This window comes from Streptomyces sp. NPDC058086 (genome assembly GCF_042885015.1).
GTDB lineage: Bacteria > Actinomycetota > Actinomycetes > Streptomycetales > Streptomycetaceae > Streptomyces.
Genome location: NZ_JBHVST010000016.1, coordinates 15,378 through 40,378, shown reverse-complemented (window position 1 = coordinate 40,378; position 25,001 = coordinate 15,378). Strand labels below are relative to the sequence as shown.

Below are 25,001 nucleotides of genomic sequence, written 5' to 3'. Positions count from 1 at the left end.
CGTCCGAAGGGGGAGCGGGGACATGTCCTGGATACGAGAGGTCACCTGCCAGGTGAAGGGGTGGCGGGCGGCGCGGGCGCGCTGGCGGGCCGACATGGAACGCTTCAAGGTCGAGCAGCGGGCGGCCCGCAAGAGCGGCGGGAAGATGCCCGAGAACCCGGGCCCGCCACCCACCGGCTTCGCTCTGCTGCCGTGGCTGCTGATGGGGATGGGCTCCTTCTCCAACCTCCTCCAGGGCAAGACCGCGAACCCCTGGATCGGCGGCCTGGGTCTGTTCGCCTTCAACTCCCTCTACATCTACGTGACGTTCCGCTCCTTCGTGAAGGAAGCGCGCGAGGCCCGCTCCACCAAGGTGGCGCTCGTCCTGATGGGCCTGGTCACCTGTGGGCTGGCCCTCGGCTACGGCGGCAGCTGGCTGTACTTCTTCCCGCTCCTCGGCCTGGCCACCGGAGCGGTGCTGCGGGGCCCGCGGCTCGGTCAGATCGGTCTCGGCCTGACCGCGCTGGCGGCGGTGGTCTCCTTCGTCCGGGCGGGCTGGGACGCGGTGAACGTCGCGTACGGCACCTTCCTGTCCACCATGGTGACGGCGGCGATCCTCTCCCTTTCCGAGGCGGTACGGGAACTGCGCGCCGCCCGCGAGGAGCTGGCCCGCCGTGCCGTCGAGAAGGAGCGGCTGCGCTTCTCCCGCGACCTGCACGACCTGCTCGGCCACACGCTCTCCGTCATCGTGGTGAAGTCGGAGGCGGCCCGTCGGCTGGCCCCGCGCGACCTGGACGCGGCCCTCACCCAGATCACGGACATCGAGTCCGTGGGCCGGCAGGCGCTGACCGAGATCCGCGAGGCGGTCACCGGCTACCGCGAGGGCAGCCTCACCACAGAACTGGACCGGGCCCGCTCCGCCCTGTCCGCGGCGAGCGTCGACCCCGTGGTCCGCCAGTCCGGCGACCCGCTGACCCCGCAGAGCGAGGCCCTGCTGGGCTGGGTGGTCCGGGAGGCGGTGACGAACGTCGTACGGCACAGCGCCGCGACCCGCTGCGAGATCACCGTCGAGGGCGTACTCGGCGGCCATGTCCGCCTGACCGTCACGGACGACGGCGCCGGCACGGGCGCCCCCGAGACCGGTCCCGCCGAAGGTGTCGGCGGCACGGGTCTGAAGGGCCTGACGGAACGCCTCGCGGCGGCGGGCGGGTCGCTCAGGGCCGGCCCGTCGCCGCGCGGCGGCTTCACGGTCACCGCCGAACTCCCGGTGGAGGCGGCGGACTTGGCGTCTTCTTCGGTGGCTACGGCGCCCAGGGAGCCGTGACCGCCCAGCTCACGTCGTCCGTCCACGAGGTGGCGCTGTCGAAGGTGTTCGAGCCGCCATTGCTCGCTATGTAGACGTTGTAGTTGTAGTGCCGGAGGTATCTCGTCGGATAGTTGTACGACGCGAACGAGGTCCCCGTCCCGCTCTTGCCGGTCCCGGCGCAGAACGTGGCGTCCTGTCTGAACTGCGTGGTGCCGACCATGGGTTGCCGGTAGAGCTGGTAGTTGTAGTGGCGCAGGAAGTCGCCCGGGTAGTTCCGTGACTCGAAGGAATAGCAGGAGCTGTCGGCGAGGCCCTTGCGCACGATCCAGGTGGCGTCGCTCTTGTCGAGCGTCGAACTGCTCGACGTGATGGCCGAGATGACCGCCGCGTTGTTCTGGTGGCGGATGTAGTCGGTCGTGCAGCACGAGGTGGTCGCGCGCAGCGAGATCTCCGACCCGGCCGTCAGCGAACCGGTGCTGCCGGTCGCACCGCCGTAGCCGACGGAGACGATGTTGGCCTGGACGGAGTCGTCGGCGGCGTCCGTCGGGATGCCCGAGGTCATGACGCCCTCGAAGAAGGACCCGATGGAGCCGTTGCTGTTGTCGCCGCCGGTGCCCAGGACGATCGCGCCCTCCTGATGCATGGGCGAGTAACCACTCGTGGTGGGTTCACCCCCGGAATAAGTGGTCGTGAGACTGCCCGATTGGGCGTTGCCGTATTTCAGCGCGAAATGGTCCTGACCGTTGTTTTTCAGCAAAGCGGTCACGAACGGCATCGACCCGGTGCCGGTGTTCGACGTGTTCTTGCTGTAGCCGGAGTCCGACTGGAACAGCCCGTTCTCCAGGTCTGCCTGCACCCAGGGGCCCTGGCCGTAACAGGGCGAGAACCAGCACTCGGTGCCGAAGTTGATCGCGTCCATGTGGCCGTTGCCGGTGTCCTTGTTGTTGGTCTCGGCGTTGCCGTAGTCGAAGCAGCAGCTGCCGTTCACATGGGTGCCGGAGGTCACCATGTACATCCCCTCGGCCGCCCCGTTGGTGGCCACGCCCGAGGTGGAGTTGTCCCGGTAGCCCATGCCGGCCGAGATCTCCAGGCCGTAGACCTGGTGACCGCCGACGGTCACCGGCAGCGCGTCCGCGGGCGCCCCGACATCGGCCGCGCCCGCCCCGCCCGCGCCCTCGACGGTGAGGTCGTTGTGGCGCGCGGACTGATCGTAGATCTTGGTGATGATGCAGGTGGTGCCGGTACAGAAGGAGTCCTGTGCCGCCGCGTTCGCGTATCCGCCGGCCGCCAGGAGACCGATGTTCGCGCTCGCGCTGTCGGAGGCGCGCTGCACCTGGTAGAGCGAGCCGTTGTACGACGAGTAGAGCGCCCTGACGAGGCTGTGCGCGGCGACACAGGGCGTGCCCGCGGCGGCGTAGACGTCACAGGGGAGCGATCCCGCGGCGGTGGCCGCCGGGGCGCCGACGGCTAGCGCGACGACGGCCGCCAGCACCGACAGCACGGCGAGCACGGCGCTTCTTAAGCGCGACGATCTTGGGAACACGGTGCACCTCTTCCGTTCCTGGTAGGACAGTGCGGGTGCCCGGTCGAAATACCGGACATCGTTCGATCGAAATACCGAACCCATTCCCGGTCGAAATGTCGAACGTTTGCGAATATCGGCTCGACACAGGAACGGCAAAGGCGATCACGGAATGTCGAGGCGATTGTTTGCCCGGATTCAAGGGCCGTCAAGACGCGCGGAGTCGAACCATGGAGAGTTTTTAACGACCGGCGAAGTGCGCACCACGACGGGTCACGCGCCTTCCCTCGCCCTACTCTTGGCCCCGTGAACGAGATGCCCCGGGACCACCGGCCCACGAAGTCCGTACGTGTCCTGCTTGCCGAGGATCAGGGAATGATGCGGGGCGCGCTCGCCCTGCTGCTGGGGATGGAGCCGGACATCGAGGTCGTCGCCCAGGTCGCGGCGGGCGACGCCATCGTGGACGCGGCGCTGACGCACCGCCCGGACGTGGCCCTGCTGGACATCGAGCTGCCCGGGATGAGCGGCCTGGACGCCGCCGCCGTACTGCGCGAAGAGGCGCCCGACTGCCGGGTGTTGATCCTCACCACCTTCGGCCGGCCCGGGTATCTGCGGCGCGCGATGGAGGCGGGCGCCGCCGGGTTCCTGGTCAAGGACGGCCCCGTGGAGGACCTGGCCGAGGCGATCCGGCGGGTGCTGACCGGCGAGACGGTCATCGACCCGGCGCTCGCCGCCGCCGCGTTGAGCGCCGGACCCAATCCGCTCACCGCCCGTGAGTGCGACGTCCTGAAGGCCTCGGCGGACGGCGCCACCGTCGCCGACATCGCCTCGAAGCTCCACCTCTCCGAGTCGACCGTCCGCAACTACCTCTCCTCCGCGATCGGCAAGACGGGCACCCGCAACCGCATGGAGGCGATGCGGGAGGCCCGCCAGCAGGGCTGGCTGTAGCCCTCCTTTCTCCGGCCGGCCCATCTCTGGTCGGCTCACATCAGCCCGTCACCTTCACCGACTTGTAGCTCGTGCCCTCCGGGGCCACGCACACGAACCAGTTCGGCTGGGAGCCCTTGACAGGGCGGATGTACGGCTTGAAGTCCGGACCGAAGCCGGCGCCCTCGGGCGCGCGCGGGACCTCGGTCTTCGTGCCGTCGTTCCACGTGCAGGTGACATGCCGGGCGGTCGGGGCGACGTCGCCGATCACGAGCCGGTTGGGTGCGCCGGGTTGGACGGACTCACTGGACGGCATGCGGATCGCACCCGACTCGAACTCCGCGCCCGACAGGGTGTCGCCCTTCTCGAACTGGCCGGTCATCACCATCGACGTCTGGTCGCCCACCCTCGCGTGCACGAAGTACCAGGCCTTGCCGATCAGCTTCTCGGCATCTCGCGCTCCCATCGGCGTCCCGCCGTAATCTTTCATGGCGGTCCACTGGCGCTCTGCCTCTGCGCCGTCCTTCGACGCCCCCCACACGTCGATGGTGACCTCCCAGTCATTGCCGCCGTCGTACCCCTTCCCCAGCGTGGTCCGCTGCGGCACGTACACATGCCGCTCCTCGCCCGTGGGCGGCTGCGTCGCCACCGGCGCGACCCGGTGCCCGTCACCGTCCGTCGCCCCGGCCAGCGCCAGCGTCCCCGTCGAACCGGCGATCACCAGCGCCGCCGCTGCCGCCAGTGCCCAGCGGCGGGCCTTGCGGCGGCGGCCGCCGCGGATCACCGCCTGGTAGGGGGCTATGCCGATCTCCGCCTCGTCCGCGGCGTCGGCCAGCAGGAAGGCGATGTCCCTGTGCGTCATGTCGTGGTTCGTCTCCCGGTCCGCGCTCATCACTTCCGCCCTCCGTGCGTCACCATGTCCGCCAGGCCCGGTATGGCGCGCAGCTTCGCGATCCCCTTCGCCGCGTTGCTCTTCACCGCGCCCACCGAACAGCCCATCGCCTCCGCCGCCTGGCTCTCGCTCAGGTCCTCCCAGTACCGCAGGACCACTGCCTCGCGCTGGCGCGGCGGCAGTTGGCCGAGCGCGGTCAGCAGGGCGCTGCGGTCGTCGGCCTGGGCGATGCGGTCACCGTGGTCGGGCAGCTCGTGCGTGAGCCCCGAGTCGTCCTTCGGCGCCAGGAACTCCTTGAGCCTTCTGCGGTGCTTCCGGGCGTGTGCGTTGATCATCACGCGCCGTACGTAGGCCTCCGGGTCGTCGGCCGCGCCGACCCTGCGCCAGGCCACATAGACCTGCTCCAGCGTCGTCTGGACCAGGTCCTCGGCGGTGTGCTGCTCCCCCGTAAGGAGAAATGCCGTACGCATCAACCGCGGCCAGCGGCCGATGACAAAGCGCTGGAACTCCTCGTCCCGAGCCTGCTTCCGATCCCCCATGGGCACCTCCTAGATGTACAAAGGAGTCCACGAGGACCGGATTTCGTTGCCTCGGCGAGCGGAGATCTTTCGCCGCCTCGGCGAGCAGGGATCTTTCCCCGCCTCAGCGAGCGGAGATCTTCGAGGGCAGCCACAGCAGCATCAGCACCGCCCCGCCGAGCAGCACGTACCCGCCCGTACGGAAGGCCAGCGCGTACCCCGCCGTCAGTGCCTCGGCCGACGAGCCGTTCCCCGTACGCGAGGCCGCGATGGTCGACATGACGGCGAGTCCGAGTGAACCGCCCATCGTGCGGGAGGTGTTGACCAGCCCCGACACCAGACCGGCGTCCCCCGGCGCCGCGCCCGAGGTCGCGAGCGAGGCGAGCGGGGTGGCGGCCAGCCCCGCGCCCGCCATCATCAGGATCCCGGGGAACATGATCGCCGTCAGGTACGAGCCGTCGGCCGTCATCGTCGACTGCCAGCCGAAGCCCGCCGCGGCGACCAGCGACCCGATGACGGCGACGTTGCGAGCCCCGACCACCGGCATGAGCCGCGGTGCGAGCTTCGAGCCGAGGACCACCGCCAGTGAGCTCGGCACCAGCGCGAGCCCGGCGCCCAGCGGCGAGTAACCGAGCACGTTCTGCGCGTACAGCGTCATGAAGAACCACATGCAGAACATCGCGGAGCCGCACACGAACATGGCCGCGTTCGCCGACGCCACCGCCCGCACACCGAGCAGGCGCAGCGGCATCAGCGGCACCCGCGTCCGTGCCTCGACCAGGAGGAACAGGCCGATCAGCGCGAGCCCGGCACACAACGGTACGAGGGTCGCGGCAGCCGCCCACCCCTCCGCCTCGGTCTGCACGATCCCGTACGCGAGGGTCGCGAGCCCCGCCGTCACCAGCAGCGCGCCCGGCAGATCGAGCCGCCGCCCGTCCCCGGCCCGGCTCTCCACGAGCCACCGTGCGGCGCCCGCCAGCACCACCGCGCCCACCGGCACGTTGATCAGCAGCACCCACCGCCACGACAGCCCGTCCACCAGCAGCCCGCCGACCAGACCACCGGCCGCCCCGCCCCCGGCGCCGACCGCGGTCCAGGTCGCGATGGCCCGCGCGCGGGCGGCGCCCTCCGGGACCGCCGAGGTGAGGATCGTCAGCGTCGAGGGCGCGAGCACCGCCGCCCCGAGCCCCTGCGCGGCCCGCGCGACCAGCAGCTGCCAACCCGCCTGGGCGAGCCCGCCGCCCAGCGAGGCCACCGTGAACAGCGCGAGCCCGACGAGAAACATGCGCTTGCGCCCGTACAGATCACCGGCCCGCCCGCCGAGCAGCATGAACCCGGCGAAGGCGATCGCGTACGCGTTGACCACCCACTGCAGGCCCGGCGCGCTCAGCCCCAGGTCGGTCCGCATGGACGGCAGCGCCACGTTCACGACGGACACGTCGAGCACCACGAGGAACTGTCCGGCGCAGGCGAGCGCCACCACCAGCCACGTGGGCGGCGCGACGCGTGCTGATATTCGGGTGTCTTCCGCGGCTCGAAGCATGGGTGTCATGCTCTCAACCGCCCTACGGTCCTTGCATCGGGATTTCGCCGCACCCGCTCCTCGGCCACGGGACCTAGGCCCTGTCGGTCGGGCGGTGACTCAGCCCGCCGCCCGCAGCAGCGTGACCACCGCCGCCCCGCCCAGCCCGATGTTGTGGGCGAGCCCGACCCGCGCGCCCGGCACCTGCCGGGGCCCCGCCTCGCCCCTCAACTGCCACACCAGCTCGGCCACTTGGGCGATCCCGGTCGCCCCCAGCGGATGCCCCTTGGAGATCAGCCCGCCGGACGGGTTCACGACCCACCGCCCGCCGTACGTCGTGGCCCCCGACTCGACGAGCTTGCCGGACTCCCCCTCCTCGCACATCCCGAGCGCCTCGTACGTCAGCAGCTCGTTGATGGAGAAGCAGTCGTGCAGTTCCACGACGTCCACGTCGTCGATGCCGAGTCCCGACCGCTCGTACACCTGGCGCGCGGCCTCACGCGACATCGGCTGCCCGACGACGTCGACGCAGGAACCGGACGCGAAGGACTCCTCGGTGTCGGTGGTCATGGCCTGCGCGACGATCTCGACGGCCTTGTCCGCCAGCTCATGGCGCTCCACGAACCGTTCGGAGACGACGACCGCGGCGGCGGCCCCGTCGGAGGTGGGCGAGCACTGGAGCTTCGTCAGCGGCCGGTGCACGACCCGGGCGGCGAGGATCTCGTCGACCCCGTACACGTCCTGGAACTGGGCGTATGGATTGTTCGCCGAGTGGCGGTGGTTCTTGGCGCCGACGGCGGCGAGCTGCGCCTCGGTGGTGCCGTACTTCTCCATGTGCTCGCGCGCCGCGTCGCCGAAGATCTGCGCGGTGGGCGGGGACATCTCGAAGCCGTGCCGGGCGGCCATGACGCCGTAGTGGCGGGCCACCGGGGACGTCGAGAAGTCTCCTCCGTCCGCACCGCCCCCCAGCGCCCCGCGCTTCATCTTCTCGAAGCCCAGCGCGAGCACGCAGTCCGCGACCCCGCCCTCGACGAACTGCCGGGCCAGCATCAGCGCGCTCGATCCGGTGGCGCAGTTGTTGTTGACGTTGTAGACGGGGACGCCGGTCAGGCCGAGTTCGTACGCGGCGCGCTGGCCGGCGGTCGAGGGCTGGAAGCAGTAGCCGACAGGAACCTGTTCCACCTCGGCGTACGTGATCCCGGCGTCCGCGAGCGCGGCACTCCCCGCCTCCCGCACCATGTCCCAGTACTGCCAATCACGGGTCTCGGGCTTCTCGAACCTGGTCATCCCGACCCCGGCGACGTAGGCCTTCATGGCGCGCAGACTAGAACACGTTTCACTCACCCGCCAGGTCTGACGCCGGGTCAGTTCTTCACGGGAAGGTCAAGATTTTGTTAGTACGCCGAAGCATCGGAATAGTTGCCCGGGCACACCGGGTTCCTGATGCACGTATCCCGCACGCAAGCCCCTATTTCGGCCTGGAGGCCTCACGCAATGACGCACACGACGACCGACCAGCCCACCCGGAGGCCCGGCGGCGCGATCGTGCCGGTGCTGGCCTTCGCGGGCATCGTTGTCGCGGTGATGCAGACCCTGCTCGTTCCGGTCATCAAGGACCTGCCGGAGCTGCTGGGCACCGCACCCAGCAACGCCACCTGGGTGATGACCTCGACGCTGCTCGCGGGAGCCGTGGCCACGCCGATCATGGGCCGGCTCGGCGACCTCTACGGCAAGCGGCGGATGCTGCTCGCGAGCCTGTCCGTGATGGTCGTCGGCTCGCTCATAGCCGGTTTCACCAGCGCACTGCTGGTGATGATCGTCGGCCGCGCCCTGCAGGGCTTCGCCATGGGCGCGATCCCGCTCGGCATCGGCCTGATGCGCGACATGCTGCCCCGCGAGAAGCTCGGCGAGGCGATGGCCCTCATGAGCTCCTCCATCGGCGTCGGCGGCGGACTCGCGCTGCCCGTCGCGGCCCTGGTCGCGCAGCACGCCGACTGGCACGCCCTCTTCTTCCTCGCCGCCGGTCTCGGCGCCGTCGCGATCGTCCTGACCCTCGTCGCCGTACCGGAGTCCCCGATGCGCGCCGAGGGCACCTTCGACGGACTGGGCGCGGCGGGCCTCTCCGCGGGTCTCGTCCTCTTCCTGCTGCCGATCACCAAGGGCAGCGACTGGGGCTGGACCTCGACCACCACGCTCGGCCTGTTCGCCGCGGCGGCCGTCGTCCTCCTGCTGTGGGGCGTGATGGAGCTGCGCGTGAAGGCGCCGCTGGTCGACCTGCGCACCACCGTCCGCCGCTCGGTGCTCTTCACCAACCTCGCCTCGATCATGGTCGGCGTTTCCTTCTACGTCGTCTCGCTCGTCCTGCCGCAGCTGCTCCAGCTGCCGAAGGCCACCGGCTACGGCCTCGGCCAGTCGATGGTGGTCGCGGGTCTGTGCGTGGCGCCGCTCGGTCTGACGATGATGCTCACCGCGCCGGTCTACGCCCGGATCTCCGCGAAGTACGGCCCCAAGGTCACCCTGATCCTCGGCATGCTGATCATCGCGATCGGCTACGGCGCCGGCCTCGGCCTGATGAGCGCCGCCTGGCAGACCATCGTGATCTCGGTGGTCCTGGGCGCGGGCATCGGCCTCGCCTACTCCTCGCTGCCCGCGCTGATCGTCGGCTCCGTCCCCGCCTCGGAGACGGGCGCGGCCAACGGCCTCAACACCCTGATGCGCTCGATCGGTACGTCGGTCTCCAGCGCCGTCATCGGCATGGTCCTCGCCAACACCGCGCACAACGTCGGCGGCGTCGAGGTCCCCACCATGCACGGCTTCCGGGTCTCCTTCCTGATCGCCACCGGCGCGGTGGCCATCGGTCTGCTCTTCGCCCTGCTGCTGCCGGGCCGGCGCCCGGCGACCAAGCCGCAGCTGCGCGCGAGCAGCGAGGAGGACGCGGCCCTGGAGCGCGCCCAAGAGGTGCTCCGCGGCTTCCGCGGCCGGGTGCTGGACGCCGACGGCGGCACGGTCGCCCGTGCCAAGGTCACCCTGATCGACCGGCGGGGCCGCCAGGCGGGCGCCACGCTCTCCGAGGCGGACGGCAGCTACGCGCTCGCCGTGCCCGCCGAGGGCGCGTACGTCCTCGCCGCCAGGGCACCGGGCCACGGCCCGCTCGCCTCCTCGGCGACCCACTCCGGGGACGACCGCCCCGTAGAACTGGACCTCGCGCTGCCGAGCGAGACCGTTCCGGCCCAGGCCTGATCCGAACGACGGTCCCTGGGGCCCGGTCCCATCCGCACCCACACCCCCGTCGCCGACGCGACGGGGGTGTGGTGCACCATGGGGCGCTCACAGGCACGTACACGCGGACCCGCACAGGCAGACGTGCGACGCTGCCGTTCGCACCCGACGGAGGACCCCGATGCAGGACCCCATGCCCGCGGCGCCCAAGCCGGAGATCCTGGCCGCCTTCGAGGCCGCGAAGGGGTTCATGCCGCTCCGTGAGGGGCTCGCGCTGTACGAGGCCGCCGTCGAGGCGGGCCGGCTCGGACTGCCCCTCCTGGAGGTCGGCACATACTGCGGGCGCTCCACGATCCTGCTCGCGGACGCCGCGCGCGCGGCCGGGGTGACGGCGATCACCGTCGACCACCACCGGGGCAGCGAGGAGCAGCAGCCCGGGTGGGAGTACCACGACCCGGCCACGGTCGACCCCGAGATCGGCCGGATGGACACCCTTCCCACCTTCCGCCGCACCCTCCACAAGGCGGGTCTGGAGGACCAGGTGGTCGCGATGGTCGGCCGTTCGCCGCAGATCGCCGCCTTCTGGCGCACACCCCTCGGTCTCGTCTTCATCGACGGCGGCCACACGGACGAGCACGCCTCCGGCGACTACGAGGGCTGGGCGCCGCACGTCGCCGAGGGCGGCCTCCTCCTCATCCACGACGTGTTCCCCGACCCCGCCGACGAGTTCACCGGCCAGGCCCCCTACCGCGTCTACCTCCGCGCCCTGGAGTCCGGCGCGTTCACCGAGGTCTCGGTGACCGACTCACTGCGCGTCCTGCGGCGAACGGGAGCGGGGATCTGAGAGCGCGGTGAGAGTCGCGTGGCTTGTGGACGAGGCAGCGGTGTTGGAGCGAGTCGGCGAACGACGGACGGAAGCCGCATGAGCCATGGTTGTCGCAGTTCCTCAGCAGATGGCCGAGAGGTACGGCCAGTGGGCTGACAAGATTCCGGCCGATGTTCTGGCCGACCTCACAGAGGCGCAGGTCCACGGGCGTCTACGTAAGGCGCAGGCCCGTTGGGAGACCGCGGCCGGTGAGGGTGGTGAGGGCGGTGACGGGGATCTGACGAAGGCGCTCTCGGGGGCGGGCGAGATCCTCGCCGCGCCGGCGCCCGGCGCGGAGCCTAAGACTCCGTCGGCTCTGAAGTCCGTGGGTGTGACGCTGACAACGGCGCCGCAGCGGTCAGGATCCGCCCGTCGGGACGTCCTCGCCGTCCGCGGCCTCGGCTTGATCGGGCTGAACGACAGCCGCCTGCGCGCCTGCCTGCCGCGCGACCAAGGCGGCAAGGGGCCGGACTCCACCATGTTCGTCAGCGCCTTCGATGCGGGGTGGGAAGGTCACGAGAGCGCAACGTACAAGGTGATGGAGACCCCGCACGGGCCCCTGTTCCGGGGGTTCCGCCGGATGTTCGACGCGGTCATCGACGGCGCGCAGCGCACGGTCTGACCAGGAGAGGGGAACCGCTCGTGATCGAGGCGGAGTTGAAGGCGCGAGTGCACGCGCCCGAGGCGGTCATGCGGCAGCTCGACGAGCACGCGAAGGCCCGTGCCGAGGTGTACCGGGACACGTACTACGACCGGGCGGACGGCTCGTTGGAGAAGGCGGACCAGGAGTTGCGTGTACGGACGGTGCACGGTGCGGACGGCACGCGGACGGTGCTCACCTTCAAGGATGCGACCGTCGACGGGCGCTCCGGATCGAAGCCCGAGCACGAGACCCGCGTCGAGGACGCCGAGGCGGTGCACGCCATCCTGCGCGGCCTCGGCCACGTCGAGGTCATCGCGTTCGAGAAGCGGTGCCGGAACTACGACTTCGAGGCGCACGGCCGGCAGATGCTCGCCACTCTCGTGCGTGTCCCTGAGATCGATGGGACGTTCCTCGAGGTCGAGACGATCGTCGACGAGGACGCCGTCACGGCCGCGCTGGACGACGTCCGCGCGGTCCTCGCCGACCTCGGCATCGGGCCCGAGGATCTCACCCGTGAGACGTACACAGGCGCGATCGCGGCTCAGCGAGGCTGACGTCTGCGCCGTCGGCTCCTACTGCCGGTCCTGGTGGTCAAGCTTGGGTTTGCTCAACTTCAGCGGGTGCCGCCGTCATGCGGATGTGGCTGGGCCGGATGTCCTGCGCCTCCATGGCCTCCATGATGCGGCAGGGCCCTATCGTCGGCGCCGAGACGCTGGACGGTATTGCTGACGCTGACGTGCGGCAAGTTGCAAGGCCCATCAGGGTGATTAGAGTAGTAATGACCGCATTTGGCCTATGTGACTGAGGGGTAAGGCCGTGAACGCCAGTCATTGGAAGCGATCCGTCGTCTTGAGCTCGACCCTCATTCTCGCCCTCGCTCCGGTTGGCCTGCAGCAGGCTTCGGCGGCCACGCCGAGCGAGACCCACGCGAGTGCGCCTACAGCCGTTTCAAATCAAAGTGACTACCGCCGGGGCTACAAGGACGGCTTCCGGGATGGCTATAACGATGGCAGAGACAACTGCCACAGGGACCACGGCGGGTATGGATACGGCCGCTCCAACGGCGACTACTACCGCGGCTACGGCGATGGCTTCAGCGCCGGGTTTTCCCGGGCCGAAGACCGGTACTGCTGAGCCTGTCGGAGGCTCAACGCGTGAGGTACAGGCGGCTGTTCGGCGGCTCAGAAGTGAGTGAGCCCGTGGGGAACGTCAGAGAGGCCGTTTCCGGGGCACTTGGAGTCCCTGGAAGCGGCCTCTCCGCCTCACCTGATCGTCGTTTGCGCTGATCAGCGCCAGTGGGGTGGTTCAGTGACCTTGGAAGTGGAAAGTCACTGCCCACTGCCGGGTCACTGAGCCTCGGCGAGCTCCTCCGCGCGGCGGTCGAGGGCCCGCTCGACGCTCTCCAGCTTCACGACGGGGTAGCCGTCGAGGATGCCGGGCTCCTGCCCGTACTCGGCGAGCAGGCGAGCTCGACCTTGAGGGACGGGGCGCAGGGCTTCATCGGGACCGGGCCGAGGTTGTTGGCCTTGAAGATCGCGGTGATGGCGGCGAGGTCGGGGGTCTGCCGCGAGGACGGGGTGCGGAACACCTTCCATCCGCCGTAGATGCCGGCGGGCAGCTTGTCGAGGACCTTCTTCGCGGCGCGCTTGCCGCGGTCGGCGCGGCGGGCCTGGTCAGCGGTGCGCTCGACTCGCGGGCCGCGGCCTCGATCACCTCGGTGTCGGGCAGCTCATCGGCCTCGTACAGGCCGGCGGGGTCCGGGGACCGTGTGGACACCACGGACGGCCGCTAGGGTGGCTGACGTGTCGTACGTAGGTCCTGACTTCGATCCTCCCGGCCCCCGTCGCTCCCGGCGCGGGCCGATGACGGTGGCGGTCGCCGCGTTGGTGCCGGGTGCGCTGGTGGGGTGGCTGGTGTGGCAGGCGGTGGGTGACTCGGGCGGCGGGGGCAGTACGTCCGCCACGTCGACGACCTCGGCCGGCGCACCGGGGTCCTCCTCCGCGGCACCCGGGTCCTCCGCCGCCGCGCAGACCCCGAGCGCGTCCGGGACGGACGACGGGAAGCCGCCGAGCTCGACCTTCTCCGGCCCCGCCACTCCCGCCGCCTCGGACCTGCCGGCCGCCGCGGGGCCCCTCAAGGGCAAGGTCGTCGTCGTCGACCCGGGCCACAACCCCGGCAACTTCCAGCACTCGGCCGACATCAACCGCAAGGTGAATATCGGCACGAACTGGAAGGAGTGCGACACCACCGGCACGTCGACCAACGCGGGTTACACGGAAGCCCGGTTCACGCTCGACGTCGCCCGCCGACTGCGCACGCTCCTGCAACAGGAGGGCGCCACGGTGAAGTTCACCCAGGACGGCGACCGTTCCTGGGGCCCGTGCGTCGACGAGCGGGCCCGCATCGGCAACGACGCGCACGCCGACGCGGTCGTCTCCATCCACGCGGACGGCTCCGCGGCCGGCAACCGCGGCTTCCACGTCATCCTCCCCGCGTCCGTCCACTCCGGCACCGCCGACACCCGTGCGATCGTCGCCCCCTCCCGCGATCTCGGCGAGCGCATCGCGGGCAACTTCGTCCGCGACACCGGCAGCGCGCCCTCCAACTACGTCGGCGGCGGCACCGGACTCGACGTCCGCAGTGATCTCGGCGGTCTCAATCTGTCAACGGTTCCGAAGGTGTTCATCGAGTGCGGCAACATGCGCGATAGCAAGGACGCTGCGTTGCTGACCAGCGGCGCATGGCGGCAGAAGGCGGCGCGTGGGATCTCTGAGGGAATCGTGAGTTTCCTGCGCGGGTAGTGATCGGCGGATCGAACCCGACGGACACCCTGATCGAACGGGCGATAGTGTCGTCCCTACGATGAGGGGCCACCCCCGCGCTTCACACCAGGGCCTTACGGCGACATGGTGTCAGCGACGCCTCCACCGACGACGAGACGACTGACGAAGGACCTGAAGTGAATATCCGCTCCCTCACTCGAGGCGACGGCGTGGTGATCGGAGCAGCGGTATTGCTGTTCATCGCGTCGTTCCTCGACAATTTTTCGATCGACGGGGCCTCGAGCAGTGCCAATATCCCCAGCGCCTGGTCGAGCGGACCGCTCCTGCTGAGCGTGGTCCTGGCCGGCCTCATCGGGGCCGCGCTGGTCGTCGTCTCCCACGGCCTGCCGCAGGTGCCCAAGATCGTCGGACTCGACCTCGGTCAGTTCGGCGTCGCCTTCACGGTCTTCGCCGCGTGGAGCGCGCTCGGGAACGTCTTCGACCCGATGGGTGGCGTCGACAACGCCGGCAGCGGGGACAGCGGCGTCAGCGCCGGCACCGGCCTCATCCTCGCGTTCATCGCGACGCTGGTCATGGCCGGCGCCGCCATCGCGACCCCGCTCGTCCCGGCCCTGCAGGCCGCGCTCGTTCCCGCCCCCAAGCCCGCCGCGCCCCAGCCCTACGGCGCCCAGCCGCCCGGGGGTTACGGCTACCCCGGTGCCCAGCAGCCGGGTCAGGCCTTCGGGGGTCAGCCGCAGCAGGGGCAGGCGTTCGGCGGCCAGCCCAGCCAGCCGCAGCAGGCGCCGGCCCCGCAACCGCAGCCGCCCGCCGGTGACTTCTCGCCGTTCTGGTTCGCCGTGCCGGTGCCGCGTCCGCTGTTCTCGGAGGACGGTTCGCCGGCGCCGATCGCCGAACTCGCGCCGGGCACCTGGTACCTGGCCGTGGAACAGCGCGGTGCGAACCTGGTGGCGCAGACGCAGGACGGCCGTCGCGGCGTACTGCAGGACACCTCCGGGATCCAGCGCGGCTGACCGGCCGCGTCCGCTCCCGTACGGCCTCCCACGGCCCCTCGTCCTTCCGGGCGGGGGGCCGTTGCCGTACAGTCGGCTGGCGCGTGCACATGACTGACGCATCGTCAGAACCTAACTCCTGGAGGGTTCATGCGGCTCGGCCTCGCACTCGGCTACTGGGGGCGCGGCCCCTCCGCGGACCATCTGCCGCTCGCCCAGGAGGCGGAGCGGCTCGGCTACCACTCCGTGTGGACCGCCGAGTCCTGGGGCTCGGACGTCTTCACCCCGCTGACCTGGATCGCCGCGCACACGACCCGCATCCGGCTCGGCACGGCCGTCGCGCAGATGGCCGCCCGCTCCCCCACCACCACCGCGATGCACGCGCTCACCCTCGACCACCTCTCGGGCGGGCGCATGATGCTCGGCCTCGGGCTGTCGGGGCCACAGGTCGTGGAGGGCTGGTACGGGCGTCCGTTCCCGAAGTCGCCGCTGACCGCGACCCGGGAGTACGTCGACGTCGTACGCCAGGTCCTCAGGCGCGAAGGGCCCGTCGAGCTCGACGGCCGCTTCCACAAGCACCCCTACCGGGGCGAGGACGGCACCGGGCTCGGCAAGCCGCTGAAGCCGATCACGCATCCGCTCCGCGCCGACCTGCCGGTCCTGCTCGGCGCCGAGGGGCCGAAGAACATCGCGCAGACGACCCGGATCGCGGACGGCTGGCTGCCGCTGTACTGGTCGCCGACCCGCCCAGGGGCCTACGAGGCCGCGCTGAGCGATCTCCCCGCCGACTTCCTCGTCGCGCCCATGGCCCATGTCCGCGTCTGCGACGACGTCGCCAAGGGGCTGCTGCCCGTGAAGGCGATGCTCGGCTTCTACATCGGCGGGATGGGGCACGCGGCGCGCAACTTCCACGCCGATCTGATGGCACGGATGGGGTTCGAGGAGGAGGCCCGGCTCATCCAGGAGCTGTTCCTCGCGGGACGCCGCCAGGAAGCGGTGCTCGCCGTCCCGGACGCTTTCGCCGACGAGATCTCTCTCGTCGGACCGCGTGAACGCATCGCCGAGCGGCTGGAGTTGTGGCGCAAGGGCCCGGTGACAGACCTACTGGCGCTGTCACCGGACCCTCACTCGCTGCGGGTTCTCGCCGAGCTCAACTCCTAGGGGCGGTACGGCGGTCGGGGCTCAGCCGCCGGACAGCTGCGAGGCCGACGGCACCTTGTCCTTGACCTCGGCGCCCGCGCTCTTGCCCGCGTCCTTCACCTTGTTGATGATGTCGTCGAACGAGCCCACGGTCGCGTCCGTCGAGTCACCCTTGCGGAGCTTGGACGGCAGGTTCTTGAGGGCGTCGATGCCCGCGGTGAGCGGGGCGACGGCCTTGGAGAGCGTGGGGTCGCCCTGGGCGTTCCTGCTCGCGGCCTTGAGCCGGTTGTACGCGAACGTGCCGGCGATGGCCGCCTTGATCAGGGCGGTCCTGCGGCCCTTGGCGCCCTTCTTGAACTTGCCGGCCTTCCAGGGCTTCACGATCCACTGGTAGGTGGCTCCGGCGGCCAGGCCCGCGTTCGCCACGAAGCGGGTCTTGGAGAGCTTCTGTTTCTCCACGGTGCTGCTGCTGGACGGGGTGGCGGCCGCCACGACGGCGGCGGTGTCCTTGGTGGCGCTGCTGCCACTGCCGCAGGCCGTGGCGCCGGCGAGCAGGGCGCAACAGACGGTGAGCGCCACGACGAGGCGCCGTATCGGTACGGGCACGGGGTCCTCCGGGGAAGGGAACGGTTCTCCCGGTTTCCGGGAGACACGGCTCTTCCAGCAGGCTCACCCGAACACGGTCACTGCGCCACTCGAGCGACCCGTTCGGGTGCCGTACCCCGCGGGTTTCATCCACGGATACGCGGCAACCCGGAGGGCATGTCCCCTCGATATCGCAACGGTTCCAACCAAGCGGGCACGGTCATCGCGATCGTCGCCGACGTGATGGCCGTCATCCTCGGCCTGTGGATCCTGATGTATCTCCTGGACGCGAACCGGGCCAACGACCTGGTCCAGTTCGTCCACAACGTGGCGAGCTGGCTGGCCGGCTGGTCCCGCGACCTGTTCACCTTCGACAGGGCGTGGGCACGCGTGGTCGCGGGTTACGGCCTGGCCGCCGTCGTGTACCTCTTCATCGGCCACGCCATCGCCAACCGCATGCACCGCCACTGAGCGTGTCCCCGCCCCGCCGCCGACAGGGCTCAGCAGCACTCCGCGTCGAGCCCCAGCGGCAGGCGCTCGCCGCCGAAGACCGCGCAGGTCGCCTCGTCGCCGCCGAGCGCGGCGACGGCGAGCAGGACCGAGCCGGCCGTCCAGCTGGTGAGCTCCTCGGGCCAGATCGTCCGGGCGTCGAAGACGTAGCCCGTCCAGTAGAGGCCCGTCTTCGGGTCGCGCAGGTGCTGGATGGACTGGAGGATCTCCAGGGCACGGTCGGACTCGCCCACGGCCCACAGCGCCAGGGCGAGTTCGGCCGACTCGCCGCCGGTCACCCACGGGTTGGGCACCACACAGCGCACGCCGAGGCCCGGGACCACGAACTTGTCCCAGCCCTCCGCTATCCGGGCCTCGGCCTCGGCGCCGGTCAACGCGCCGCCGAGCACCGGGTAGTACCAGTCCATCGAGTAGCGGTCCTTGTCGAGGAACCGCTCGGGGTGCCTGCGGATCGCGTGCCGTAGCGCGCCGACCGCCAACTCCCAGTCGGGCTGCGGCTCTTCACGCTGCTCGGCGATGGCGAGCGCGCAGCGCAGCGCGTGGTGGATGGACGAACTCCCGGTCAGCAGCCCGTCCTCGACCGCCGTGCCGTCGTCCTCGCGCTTCCAGCCGATCTGCCCGCCGGGCTGCTGGAGGCGCAGCACGAACTCCACGGCCGCGTAGACCGCGGGCCACATCCGGTCGAGGAAGGCGTCGTCGCCGGTGGCGAGGTAGTGGTGCCAGACGCCGACCGCGATGTAGGCGCAGAAGTTGGTCTCCCGGCCGCGGTCGGTGACGTCGTCCGCGTCCCCGTCGGCGTACGCCGCGTACCAGGAACCGTCCTGGTTCTGGTGCCGGGCCAGCCACTCGTACGCCCGCTCGGCCGCCTCGTGCTCCCCCGCCGCGTCCAGCGCCATGGCCGCCTCGGTGTGGTCCCACGGGTCGAGGTGGTGCCCACGGAACCACGGTATGGCGCCGTCTGGCCGCTGCACCCCGAGGATGGCCCGCACCGTGGCGGCCGCCTCCTCGGCGGTGAGGACCCCGGGCAGGACGAGGTGTTCTGTCCGGGGCGTGCGCGGAGTCGTCACGAAGCGTCCACCGCGGCGGAGTCGAGGGGCAGGTGGGGCTTGGTCGCGTACGCCACGAAGCTCTTGCCGATCAGCGGGTTCAGCGCGTTCTCGGCGACCCGGGTGGCCAGCGGCTTCTTCATGATGTCCCAGACCAGCAGCTTGTGGTACGCCCGCACGGGCAGCGCCTTGTCGTTGTCGACGCCGAACGCGCACTTCAGCCACCAGTAGGGGCTGTGCAGGGCGTGGGCGTGATGGGTGCCGTACGGCTTGAGCCCGGCCTCCTTCATCTTGCCCAGCAGTTCGTCCGCCTTGTAGATGCGGATGTGACCGCCCTCGACCTCGTGGTACGCGTCGGACAGCGTCCAGCACACCTTCTCCGGGCCGTAGCGCGGCACGGTGATCGCTATGCGCCCGCCCGGCTTCAGCACGCGCACCATCTCGGCGAGGACACCCTTGTCGTCCGGGATGTGCTCCATGACCTCGGAGATGATCACGACGTCGAAGGAGGCGTCAGGGAAGGGCAGCGCGAGCGCGTCACCCTCCATCGCGGTCGCGGTGGCGCCGACCGGGGCCTCGCCCGCCTCCTTCATCGCCGCGAACCACTTGGCGACCTCGCGGATCTCCTCGCCGTTCTGGTCCAGCGCGACGACCTGGGCGCCGCGCCGGTAGCACTCGAACGCGTGCCGGCCGGCACCGCATCCGAGGTCCAGTACGCGGTCGCCCGGGGCGAGCGGGAACCGGGAGAAGTCGACGGTCAGCACGTGGCCCTGCTTTCACGATCGGAGGTGGGGGTGACGCCCGTGGCCGGGCCGAAATCTACGGGGCCGGGGGTCCCTGCGGGGCCGGGGGTGGAGACGGCGCCGGGGGTGGAGACAGCGCCCGCACCGACCGTGGCGACGGCCGCCGGGGCGGGGGCGTCCGGCGCGACGGCGGACGCCTGCGCGGCCGTGACCGCTGCGGCAGCTGCCGGTGCGGTGACCTCTGGTGCGACGGCCCCCTGCGCAGCAGCGCCCGACAGGGCGGCGCCCGGCGCAATGGCCGTCGGCGCGACGGGGGTCCCCCCGCGCGAGCGAAGCCGAGCGTGGGAAAGCGCCATCGCCTCGCGGTAGTGGGCCACCGTGCCCTCGGCGGCGCGGGCCCAGGTGAAGCGGTCCAGTACCCGCGCGCGTCCGGCGGAGCCGAGCCGTACCCGCAGTTCCGGGTCGCCCAGCACCCGGACCAGCGCGGCGGCCAGCGCCCCCGAGTCGCCGGGCGGAACCGCGAGGCAGGTCTCGCCGTCGGGTCCGGCGACCTCCGGGATCGCCCCGCCGGTGGTGGCCACCAGCGGCGTCCCCGTGGCCATCGCCTCGGCGGCGGGCAGGGAGAACCCCTCGTACAGGGACGGCACGCAGGCGACCTCGGCGGACCGCACGAGGTCGACGAGCTCCGCGTCCGAGATGCCCTTGACGAACTCGACGGCGCGCTCCAGGCCGTACCGCTCTATGGCCTGGGCGACCGGCCCGTCCTCGGCACGCTTGCCGACGACGACGAGATGCGCGCCGGGGTGCTCGGTGCGCACCTTGGCAAGCGCCTCGACGAGGTGGATGAGTCCCTTGAGGGGCACGTCCGCGCTGGACGTGGTGACGATCCGGCCCGGTACCTGCGGCACAGACGGATCGGGCGAGAAGAGGTCGGTGTCCGCGCCGATGTGCACGACGTGGACACGGTCCCGGGCGACGCCCAGGTGGTCGACGATCTCCTGCTGCGAGCTGCCGGAGACGGTGAGCACGGACGGCAGACGGCGCGCGACCCGCTTCTGCATGCGTGTGAAGGCGTACCAGCGGCGTACGGACGCGCGGCGCCGGCGCCCCTCCGCGGCGTCGAGCTCCAACTGGCGGTCGACCGTGATGGGGTGGTGGATGGTGGTGACCAGCGGCGCGCCGACGTCGCCCAGCAGCCCGTACCCGAGCGTCTGGTTGTCGTGCACGACGTCGAAGTCCCCGCGCCGGGCGCGCAGATGGCGGCGGGCGCGCAGGGAGAAGGTCAGGGGTTCGGGAAAGCCGCCGGTCCACATCGTGCCGACCTCGACCGCGTCGATCCAGTCACGGAACTCCTCGCGCTTCGGGGTGCGAAAGGGGTCCGGCTGGCGGTACAGGTCGAGGCTGGGCAGTTCCGTGAGGGTGAGGTTGCGGCTGAGCCCGGGGAGGTTCTCGTCCAGCACGGGATACGGCTGGGAGCCGATGACCTCGACCCGGTGGCCCAGGCGGGCCAGTTCGCGCGAGAGGTGCCGTACGTACACGCCCTGACCGCCGCAGAACGGGTTCCCCTTGTACGTGAGGAGCGCGATGCGCAACGGTCCGTCACCGTTGGTGGCCGCGCCCGCTCCGGGGCCCGCCTCCATGGCCTCAGCGGTCACTTACGGCCCCCTTCTCCCTGCAGTTTCCCGCGAGATTACGCCGGGACGCTAATCTAGAACAAGTTTCAGACTTGATCGTTCGAGGAGCACTGAATCTACCGGCAGGTAGCGTCTCTGTGAGCAGTGGATCAGGTGATCCGCGCCACGACCAAAGCGTCGGGACGGATGACATGACGGATGTGTTCTGACCCACGGAAGTGTCTGCCATGCTGTCTCGTCGCTCCTCCAGCTGAACCACGGAACGGGACCCATGCCTGCGGAAGTCAAGGTGCAAGCCAAGTCCGCGCGACCCGCCGCGCAGCCGGCCTCTCCCCCGCTCACCGAGCGGCAGGAGGCACGCCGCCGCCGGATCCTGCACGCGAGCGCGCAGTTGGCCAGCCGGGGCGGCTTCGACGCGGTGCAGATGCGCGAGGTCGCGGAGTCCTCACAGGTCGCCCTCGGCACGCTGTACCGCTACTTCCCCTCGAAGGTCCATCTGCTGGTCGCCACCATGCAGGACCAGTTGGAGCACATGCACGGCACCCTCCGCAAGAAGCCGCCGGCCGGGGACACGGCGGCGGAGCGGGTGGCGGAGACGCTGATGCGGGCCTTCCGCGCCCTCCAGCGCGAGCCGCACCTGGCCGACGCCATGGTCCGCGCGCTGACCTTCGCGGACCGCAGTGTCAGCCCCGAGGTCGACCAGGTGTCCCGGCAGACCACGGTGATCATCCTGGACGCGATGGGGCTGGACGACCCGAGCCCCGCGCAGCTCTCCGCGGTCCGGGTCATCGAGCACACCTGGCACTCGGCCCTGATCACCTGGCTCTCCGGCCGCGCCTCCATCGCCCAGGTCAAGATCGACATCGAGACGGTGTGCCGCCTGATCGACCTGACGGAGCCGGCCGAGAAGCCCTAGCCAGGCCGCCGGCACGCGAAGGCACGCGAAGGCACGCGAAAACCTACGAGACGGGTTCCCTTCGCCGGCATGGTCCGGATCAGGTAATGGAGGTCGCCTTCCGGTCCGACTACTACCTTCAGGCCTCTCAGCCCGACCGTCGACGTCGGCCTCGGCGGAAGTTGCTGCCTCTCGCCAAAGTCGGCTACTCCGGTTGAACTCCCTCACTCGCCTCGTAGGCCACTACCAGGATAGAACGCCCACGGCCGGATGGAACCACCCAAAGAGGACTTTTTTTCGAGGCCGCGCCCGGCCTCGGTCCCGGCCTCGGTCCCGGTCTCAGCCCCGGCCTCGATCCCGGTCTCAGTCCTCCGGTGGAAACACCGGCTCCCCGTTGCCCAGCAGTGTGATCATGATGGCCTCCACCGGACAGCTCTCCGCCGCCTCAAGGATCTTCTCGTTGGCGTCGGTCTCCGCCTCGGCCGGATGCGACTGCATGGCGGTGTCGAGCCGGAAGGCCTCCGGGGCGCGGTGGACGCACTGGGCGGAGCCGATGCAGACGGAGCGGTCGACCTCGACCCCCCAGCGGTCGCCCATCCTCAGGCCTCCCAGCCGGCCGGCAGGTGGATCATCTTGTGCTCCAGGAACTCGCCGTACCCCTCGGGCCCGAACTCCCGCCCCAGCCCCGAGTTCTTGTAGCCGCCGAAGGGGCCGAGCATGTCGAGGCTGAAGGTGTTCACGGAGTACGTGCCGGTACGGACCTGCCGCGCGACGTCGATGCCGTGCGCGACGTCCGCCGTCCAGACGCTGCCGCTCAGCCCGTAGTCGGAGTCGTTGGCGATCTTCACGGCCTCGTTCTCGTCGCCGTAGGGGAGGAGGCAGATCACCGGCCCGAAGATCTCCTCCCGAGCGATCCGCATGGAGTTGTCGACGTCCCCGAAGAGGGTCGGCTCGACGTACCAGCCCCGGTCGAGCCCGTGCGGACGGCCACCGCCCGTGAGGATCTTGGCGCCTTCCTCCTGGCCGATGCGGATGTAGTCGAGGTTGCGCTGCTGCTGACGCCTGGCGACCAGTGGGCCGACCTGGGTGGCCGGGTCCAGCGGGTCCCCGACGACCAGCGCGCCCGCCGCCGCGGCGAAGGCGTCCGCGAACTCGTCGTAGCGCGAGCGCGGCAGCAGGATCCGGGTCTGCGCGACACACGCCTGCCCGTTGTTCATCCAGGCCGCCGAGACGATTCCGGGGACGGCGGTGCGGAGGTCCGCGTCCGGCAGGACCACCGCCGCCGACTTCCCGCCCAGCTCCAGCGTCACGCGGGTGAGGTTGCGCGAGGCCACCTCCATCACGCGTCGGCCGGCCGCGACCGATCCGGTGAAGGAGACCTTGTCGATGCCGGGGTGTCCGACCAGGTACTCGCTGACCTCGCGGTCGGCGGGCAGGATCGACAGGACACCCTCCGGCAGCCCGGCCTCCTTCGCGATCTCGCCCAGCAGATAGGCGTCCAGGGGCGATTCGGGCGACGGCTTCAGTACGACCGTGCAGCCGGTCAGCAGCGCGGGCGCGAGCTTGGCGGCCGCCACGAACTGCGGCACGTTCCACGGCACCACGGCCGCGACCACGCCCACCGGCTCGCGCCGGACGAGGATCCGCCCGAGGACGCCGTCGCGTGTCTCCTCGTAGGTGAAGTTCCGCGCGACCGTGAGCGCCGCGTCCCACACCATCATCGCGCCGAGGGCCTGCGCGAGGACGCTCCAGGAGTACGGGGAGCCGTTCTCCGAGGAGATGACCCGGGCGATCTCCTCGTGCCGTACCGCGATCCCGTCCTTGATCCGGGTGACGACCTCGATCCGCTCGTCGAGGCTCATCCGGGGCCAGGGTCCTTCGTCGAACGCCCGGCGCGCGACGGCGACCGCCCGGTCCACGTCCTCGGTCGACGCGTGCGGGACGCGCCCGATGACCTCCTCGGTGTGCGGCGAGATCACCTCGATGACGTCCTTGCCCAGGGGGTCCGTCAACTCCCCGCCTATGAACAGCTGTCCGTGCTCCACGAGCTCGGTCATGGCCGACCGCCTCCCTGGTTTCTGACGCTTCATCAGATATGAGAACTGATACCAGTTCCGGTCGACGGAGTCCACGGGCCGGACTCATGACTCGCGCAGCGCCCAACAGAACGGTTGGTTTGAGCACCCAATGGAATCGGTTCTAGTTATAGTGGCGAGAACACGGCGATTGGTGGGGATCCATGACGCAGGTGACCGATCACGGCGGGGGCGTACGGTCGATCAGGGTCCCCATCCCGGACAACCCGCTCGGAACGACGCTGGTCCACCTCGTCGACACCGATCTGGGCCCCGTGCTGATCGACACCGGCTGGGACGACCCGGCCTCCTGGGACGCCCTCGCCGCCGGGCTCACCGCCTGCGGCGTCTCCGTCGCCGAGGTGCACGGCGTGGTCATCACCCACCACCACCCCGACCACCACGGTCTGTCGGGCAAGGTGCGGGAGGCGTCCGGGGCATGGATCGCGATGCACGCGCTGGACACCGCGATCGTGCGGCGGACCCGGGAGAACCGGGCCGACCGCTGGTTCTCCTACATGGCGGACAAGCTGGCGTCCTCGGGCGCCCCCGAGGAGCACGTGGCGCTGCTGCGCGAGGCCCGTACGGCCCGGCTCTCCACCGGCCTGCCCGCCTTCGCCCCCGCGCTCCCCGACCGTGAGATCGTCCCCGGCGAGCTCCTCGACCTGGCGGGGCGCCGCCTGCGCGCGATCTGGACCCCGGGCCACACGCCCGGCCATGTCTGCCTCCACCTGGAGGAGTCCCACCCGGCCGCTCTCCCCGGCAACGGCCGCCTCTTCTCCGGCGACCACCTGCTCCCTCGGATCACCCCGCACATCGGCCTGTACGAGGATCCCGACGACGCCACTGTCGCCGATCCCCTCGGGGACTATCTGGACGCCCTGGAGCGCGTCGGCCGGCTGAACCCGGCCGAGGTGCTCCCGGCCCACCAGCACGCCTTCACCGACGCGCCCGGCCGCGTACGGGAGTTGCTCGCACACCATGAGGAGCGGCTCACCGGCCTGCTCGCCCTGCTGTCGACCCCGCTCACCTCCTGGCAGCTCGCCGAGCGCATGGAGTGGAACCGCCCGTGGGACCAGATCCCCTTCACCTCCCGCAACATCGCGGTGTCGGAGGCCGAGGCCCATGTGCGCCGCCTGGTGAAACTGGGCCGGGCGGAGGCGGTGACGGGGAGTGATCCGGTGACGTACGTGGCGTTGTAACGCGTT

25 protein-coding genes and 1 riboswitch are annotated in these 25,001 nt (G+C 70.6%); of the genes, 13 read left to right on the top strand and 12 right to left on the bottom strand.

Annotation, left to right across the window (positions count from 1 at the left end):
* The first annotated feature begins 22 nt into the window (after positions 1–22).
* On the top strand, positions 23–1,303 hold the full coding sequence (locus ACFVWD_RS15200) for a sensor histidine kinase (RefSeq protein ID WP_389596365.1): 1,281 nt from the start codon (positions 23–25) through the stop codon (positions 1,301–1,303).
* Here the strand turns inward: ACFVWD_RS15200 and ACFVWD_RS15195 are convergent.
* Positions 1,281–2,795: an alpha-L-arabinofuranosidase B gene (locus tag ACFVWD_RS15195; RefSeq protein ID WP_389596364.1), complete on the bottom strand. Its 1,515-nt coding sequence runs from the start codon at positions 2,793–2,795 to the stop codon at positions 1,281–1,283. The genes ACFVWD_RS15200 and ACFVWD_RS15195 overlap by 23 nt on opposite strands.
* Before the next feature lie 327 nt (positions 2,796–3,122).
* Here ACFVWD_RS15195 and ACFVWD_RS15190 point away from each other — a divergent pair, with 327 nt between their 5' ends.
* The gene (locus tag ACFVWD_RS15190; RefSeq protein WP_389596512.1) at positions 3,123–3,755 is read left to right on the top strand and encodes a response regulator; all 633 of its coding nucleotides are present in this window, start codon (positions 3,123–3,125) and stop codon (positions 3,753–3,755) included.
* A gap of 40 nt (positions 3,756–3,795) precedes the next feature.
* Here the strand turns inward: ACFVWD_RS15190 and ACFVWD_RS15185 are convergent, their stop codons facing one another.
* The 4 genes from ACFVWD_RS15185 to ACFVWD_RS15170 form a co-directional block, all read right to left on the bottom strand.
* Positions 3,796–4,626, bottom strand: a complete 831-nt coding sequence (locus ACFVWD_RS15185) for a hypothetical protein (RefSeq protein ID WP_389596362.1) — start codon at positions 4,624–4,626, stop codon at positions 3,796–3,798.
* Entirely contained in the window at positions 4,626–5,165 is a 540-nt protein-coding gene (locus ACFVWD_RS15180) for a SigE family RNA polymerase sigma factor (protein ID WP_389596360.1), read from the bottom strand. The genes ACFVWD_RS15185 and ACFVWD_RS15180 overlap by 1 nt, the downstream gene beginning before the upstream one ends.
* Positions 5,166–5,268: 103 nt before the next feature.
* Positions 5,269–6,696 (bottom strand): MFS transporter, encoded by a 1,428-nt coding sequence (locus ACFVWD_RS15175; protein ID WP_389596359.1) that lies wholly within the window; start codon positions 6,694–6,696, stop codon positions 5,269–5,271.
* A 90-nt stretch (positions 6,697–6,786) separates the two neighbouring features.
* A complete protein-coding gene (locus ACFVWD_RS15170) occupies positions 6,787–7,980 on the bottom strand; it encodes a lipid-transfer protein (RefSeq protein WP_168508396.1) in 1,194 nt (397 codons plus the stop codon).
* 180 nt (positions 7,981–8,160) lie between these two features.
* On the opposite strand from ACFVWD_RS15170, the gene ACFVWD_RS15165 reads away from it, so the two are divergent.
* From ACFVWD_RS15165 to ACFVWD_RS15145, 5 genes are all read left to right on the top strand, one after another.
* Positions 8,161–9,906 (top strand): MFS transporter, encoded by a 1,746-nt coding sequence (locus ACFVWD_RS15165; protein ID WP_389596357.1) that lies wholly within the window; start codon positions 8,161–8,163, stop codon positions 9,904–9,906.
* Between the two features lie 172 nt (positions 9,907–10,078).
* A complete protein-coding gene (locus tag ACFVWD_RS15160) occupies positions 10,079–10,729 on the top strand; it encodes a class I SAM-dependent methyltransferase (protein WP_168500983.1) in 651 nt (216 codons plus the stop codon).
* An 85-nt stretch (positions 10,730–10,814) separates the two neighbouring features.
* Positions 10,815–11,372: a hypothetical protein gene (locus tag ACFVWD_RS15155; RefSeq protein WP_389596355.1), complete on the top strand. Its 558-nt coding sequence runs from the start codon at positions 10,815–10,817 to the stop codon at positions 11,370–11,372.
* Between the two features lie 20 nt (positions 11,373–11,392).
* Complete coding sequence (gene cyaB, locus ACFVWD_RS15150; protein WP_389596354.1) at positions 11,393–11,947, top strand: class IV adenylate cyclase; 555 nt, start codon at positions 11,393–11,395, stop codon at positions 11,945–11,947.
* Positions 11,948–12,209: 262 nt separating this feature from the next.
* Entirely contained in the window at positions 12,210–12,527 is a 318-nt protein-coding gene (locus tag ACFVWD_RS15145) for a hypothetical protein (RefSeq protein WP_389596353.1), read from the top strand.
* A gap of 274 nt (positions 12,528–12,801) precedes the next feature.
* On the opposite strand, the gene ACFVWD_RS15140 is transcribed toward ACFVWD_RS15145, so the two are convergent.
* Positions 12,802–12,981 (bottom strand): hypothetical protein, encoded by a 180-nt coding sequence (locus tag ACFVWD_RS15140; protein WP_389596352.1) that lies wholly within the window; start codon positions 12,979–12,981, stop codon positions 12,802–12,804.
* Between the two features lie 214 nt (positions 12,982–13,195).
* On the opposite strand from ACFVWD_RS15140, the gene ACFVWD_RS15135 reads away from it, so the two are divergent.
* The 3 genes from ACFVWD_RS15135 to ACFVWD_RS15125 all read left to right on the top strand — a co-directional run bounded on the left by ACFVWD_RS15135 (position 13,196) and on the right by ACFVWD_RS15125 (position 16,326).
* Positions 13,196–14,194, top strand: coding sequence for an N-acetylmuramoyl-L-alanine amidase (locus ACFVWD_RS15135; protein WP_389596351.1), 999 nt, complete (start codon positions 13,196–13,198; stop codon positions 14,192–14,194).
* Positions 14,195–14,352: 158 nt separating this feature from the next.
* Positions 14,353–15,186, top strand: a complete 834-nt coding sequence (locus ACFVWD_RS15130) for a hypothetical protein (RefSeq protein WP_389596349.1) — start codon at positions 14,353–14,355, stop codon at positions 15,184–15,186.
* 129 nt (positions 15,187–15,315) lie between these two features.
* Positions 15,316–16,326, top strand: coding sequence for an LLM class F420-dependent oxidoreductase (locus ACFVWD_RS15125; protein ID WP_389596347.1), 1,011 nt, complete (start codon positions 15,316–15,318; stop codon positions 16,324–16,326).
* Between the two features lie 21 nt (positions 16,327–16,347).
* Here the strand turns inward: ACFVWD_RS15125 and ACFVWD_RS15120 are convergent, their stop codons facing one another.
* The gene (locus ACFVWD_RS15120; RefSeq protein ID WP_389596346.1) at positions 16,348–16,911 is read right to left on the bottom strand and encodes a hypothetical protein; all 564 of its coding nucleotides are present in this window, start codon (positions 16,909–16,911) and stop codon (positions 16,348–16,350) included.
* A gap of 156 nt (positions 16,912–17,067) precedes the next feature.
* Between ACFVWD_RS15120 and ACFVWD_RS15115 the strand changes: the two genes are divergently transcribed.
* Complete coding sequence (locus ACFVWD_RS15115; protein WP_067363108.1) at positions 17,068–17,361, top strand: hypothetical protein; 294 nt, start codon at positions 17,068–17,070, stop codon at positions 17,359–17,361.
* A gap of 29 nt (positions 17,362–17,390) precedes the next feature.
* On the opposite strand, the gene ACFVWD_RS15110 is transcribed toward ACFVWD_RS15115, so the two are convergent.
* The 3 genes from ACFVWD_RS15110 to ACFVWD_RS15100 are packed head-to-tail and all read right to left on the bottom strand — an operon-like array spanning position 17,391 to position 20,844.
* Complete coding sequence (locus ACFVWD_RS15110; protein WP_389596344.1) at positions 17,391–18,467, bottom strand: prenyltransferase; 1,077 nt, start codon at positions 18,465–18,467, stop codon at positions 17,391–17,393.
* On the bottom strand, positions 18,464–19,210 hold the full coding sequence (locus ACFVWD_RS15105; RefSeq protein ID WP_054230938.1) for a class I SAM-dependent methyltransferase: 747 nt from the start codon (positions 19,208–19,210) through the stop codon (positions 18,464–18,466). Before ACFVWD_RS15105 ends, ACFVWD_RS15110 begins: the two co-directional genes overlap by 4 nt.
* Positions 19,204–20,844 carry a glycosyltransferase family 4 protein gene (locus ACFVWD_RS15100; protein WP_389596342.1) on the bottom strand — a complete coding sequence of 547 codons (1,641 nt, stop codon included), beginning with the start codon at positions 20,842–20,844 and terminating at the stop codon, positions 19,204–19,206. Before ACFVWD_RS15100 ends, ACFVWD_RS15105 begins: the two co-directional genes overlap by 7 nt.
* Positions 20,845–21,094: 250 nt before the next feature.
* Between ACFVWD_RS15100 and ACFVWD_RS15095 the strand changes: the two genes are divergently transcribed.
* Positions 21,095–21,739 carry a TetR family transcriptional regulator gene (locus ACFVWD_RS15095; protein ID WP_389596340.1) on the top strand — a complete coding sequence of 215 codons (645 nt, stop codon included), beginning with the start codon at positions 21,095–21,097 and terminating at the stop codon, positions 21,737–21,739.
* A 39-nt stretch (positions 21,740–21,778) separates the two neighbouring features.
* Positions 21,779–21,954: riboswitch (TPP riboswitch) on the bottom strand.
* 127 nt (positions 21,955–22,081) lie between these two features.
* On the opposite strand, the gene ACFVWD_RS15090 is transcribed toward ACFVWD_RS15095, so the two are convergent.
* Entirely contained in the window at positions 22,082–22,315 is a 234-nt protein-coding gene (locus ACFVWD_RS15090) for a ferredoxin (protein WP_389596338.1), read from the bottom strand.
* 2 nt (positions 22,316–22,317) lie between these two features.
* The gene (locus ACFVWD_RS15085) at positions 22,318–23,775 is read right to left on the bottom strand and encodes an aldehyde dehydrogenase (protein ID WP_389596336.1); all 1,458 of its coding nucleotides are present in this window, start codon (positions 23,773–23,775) and stop codon (positions 22,318–22,320) included.
* A gap of 182 nt (positions 23,776–23,957) precedes the next feature.
* Between ACFVWD_RS15085 and ACFVWD_RS15080 the strand changes: the two genes are divergently transcribed.
* Complete coding sequence (locus ACFVWD_RS15080; protein ID WP_389596334.1) at positions 23,958–24,995, top strand: MBL fold metallo-hydrolase; 1,038 nt, start codon at positions 23,958–23,960, stop codon at positions 24,993–24,995.
* The last annotated feature ends 6 nt before the right edge of the window (positions 24,996–25,001 follow it).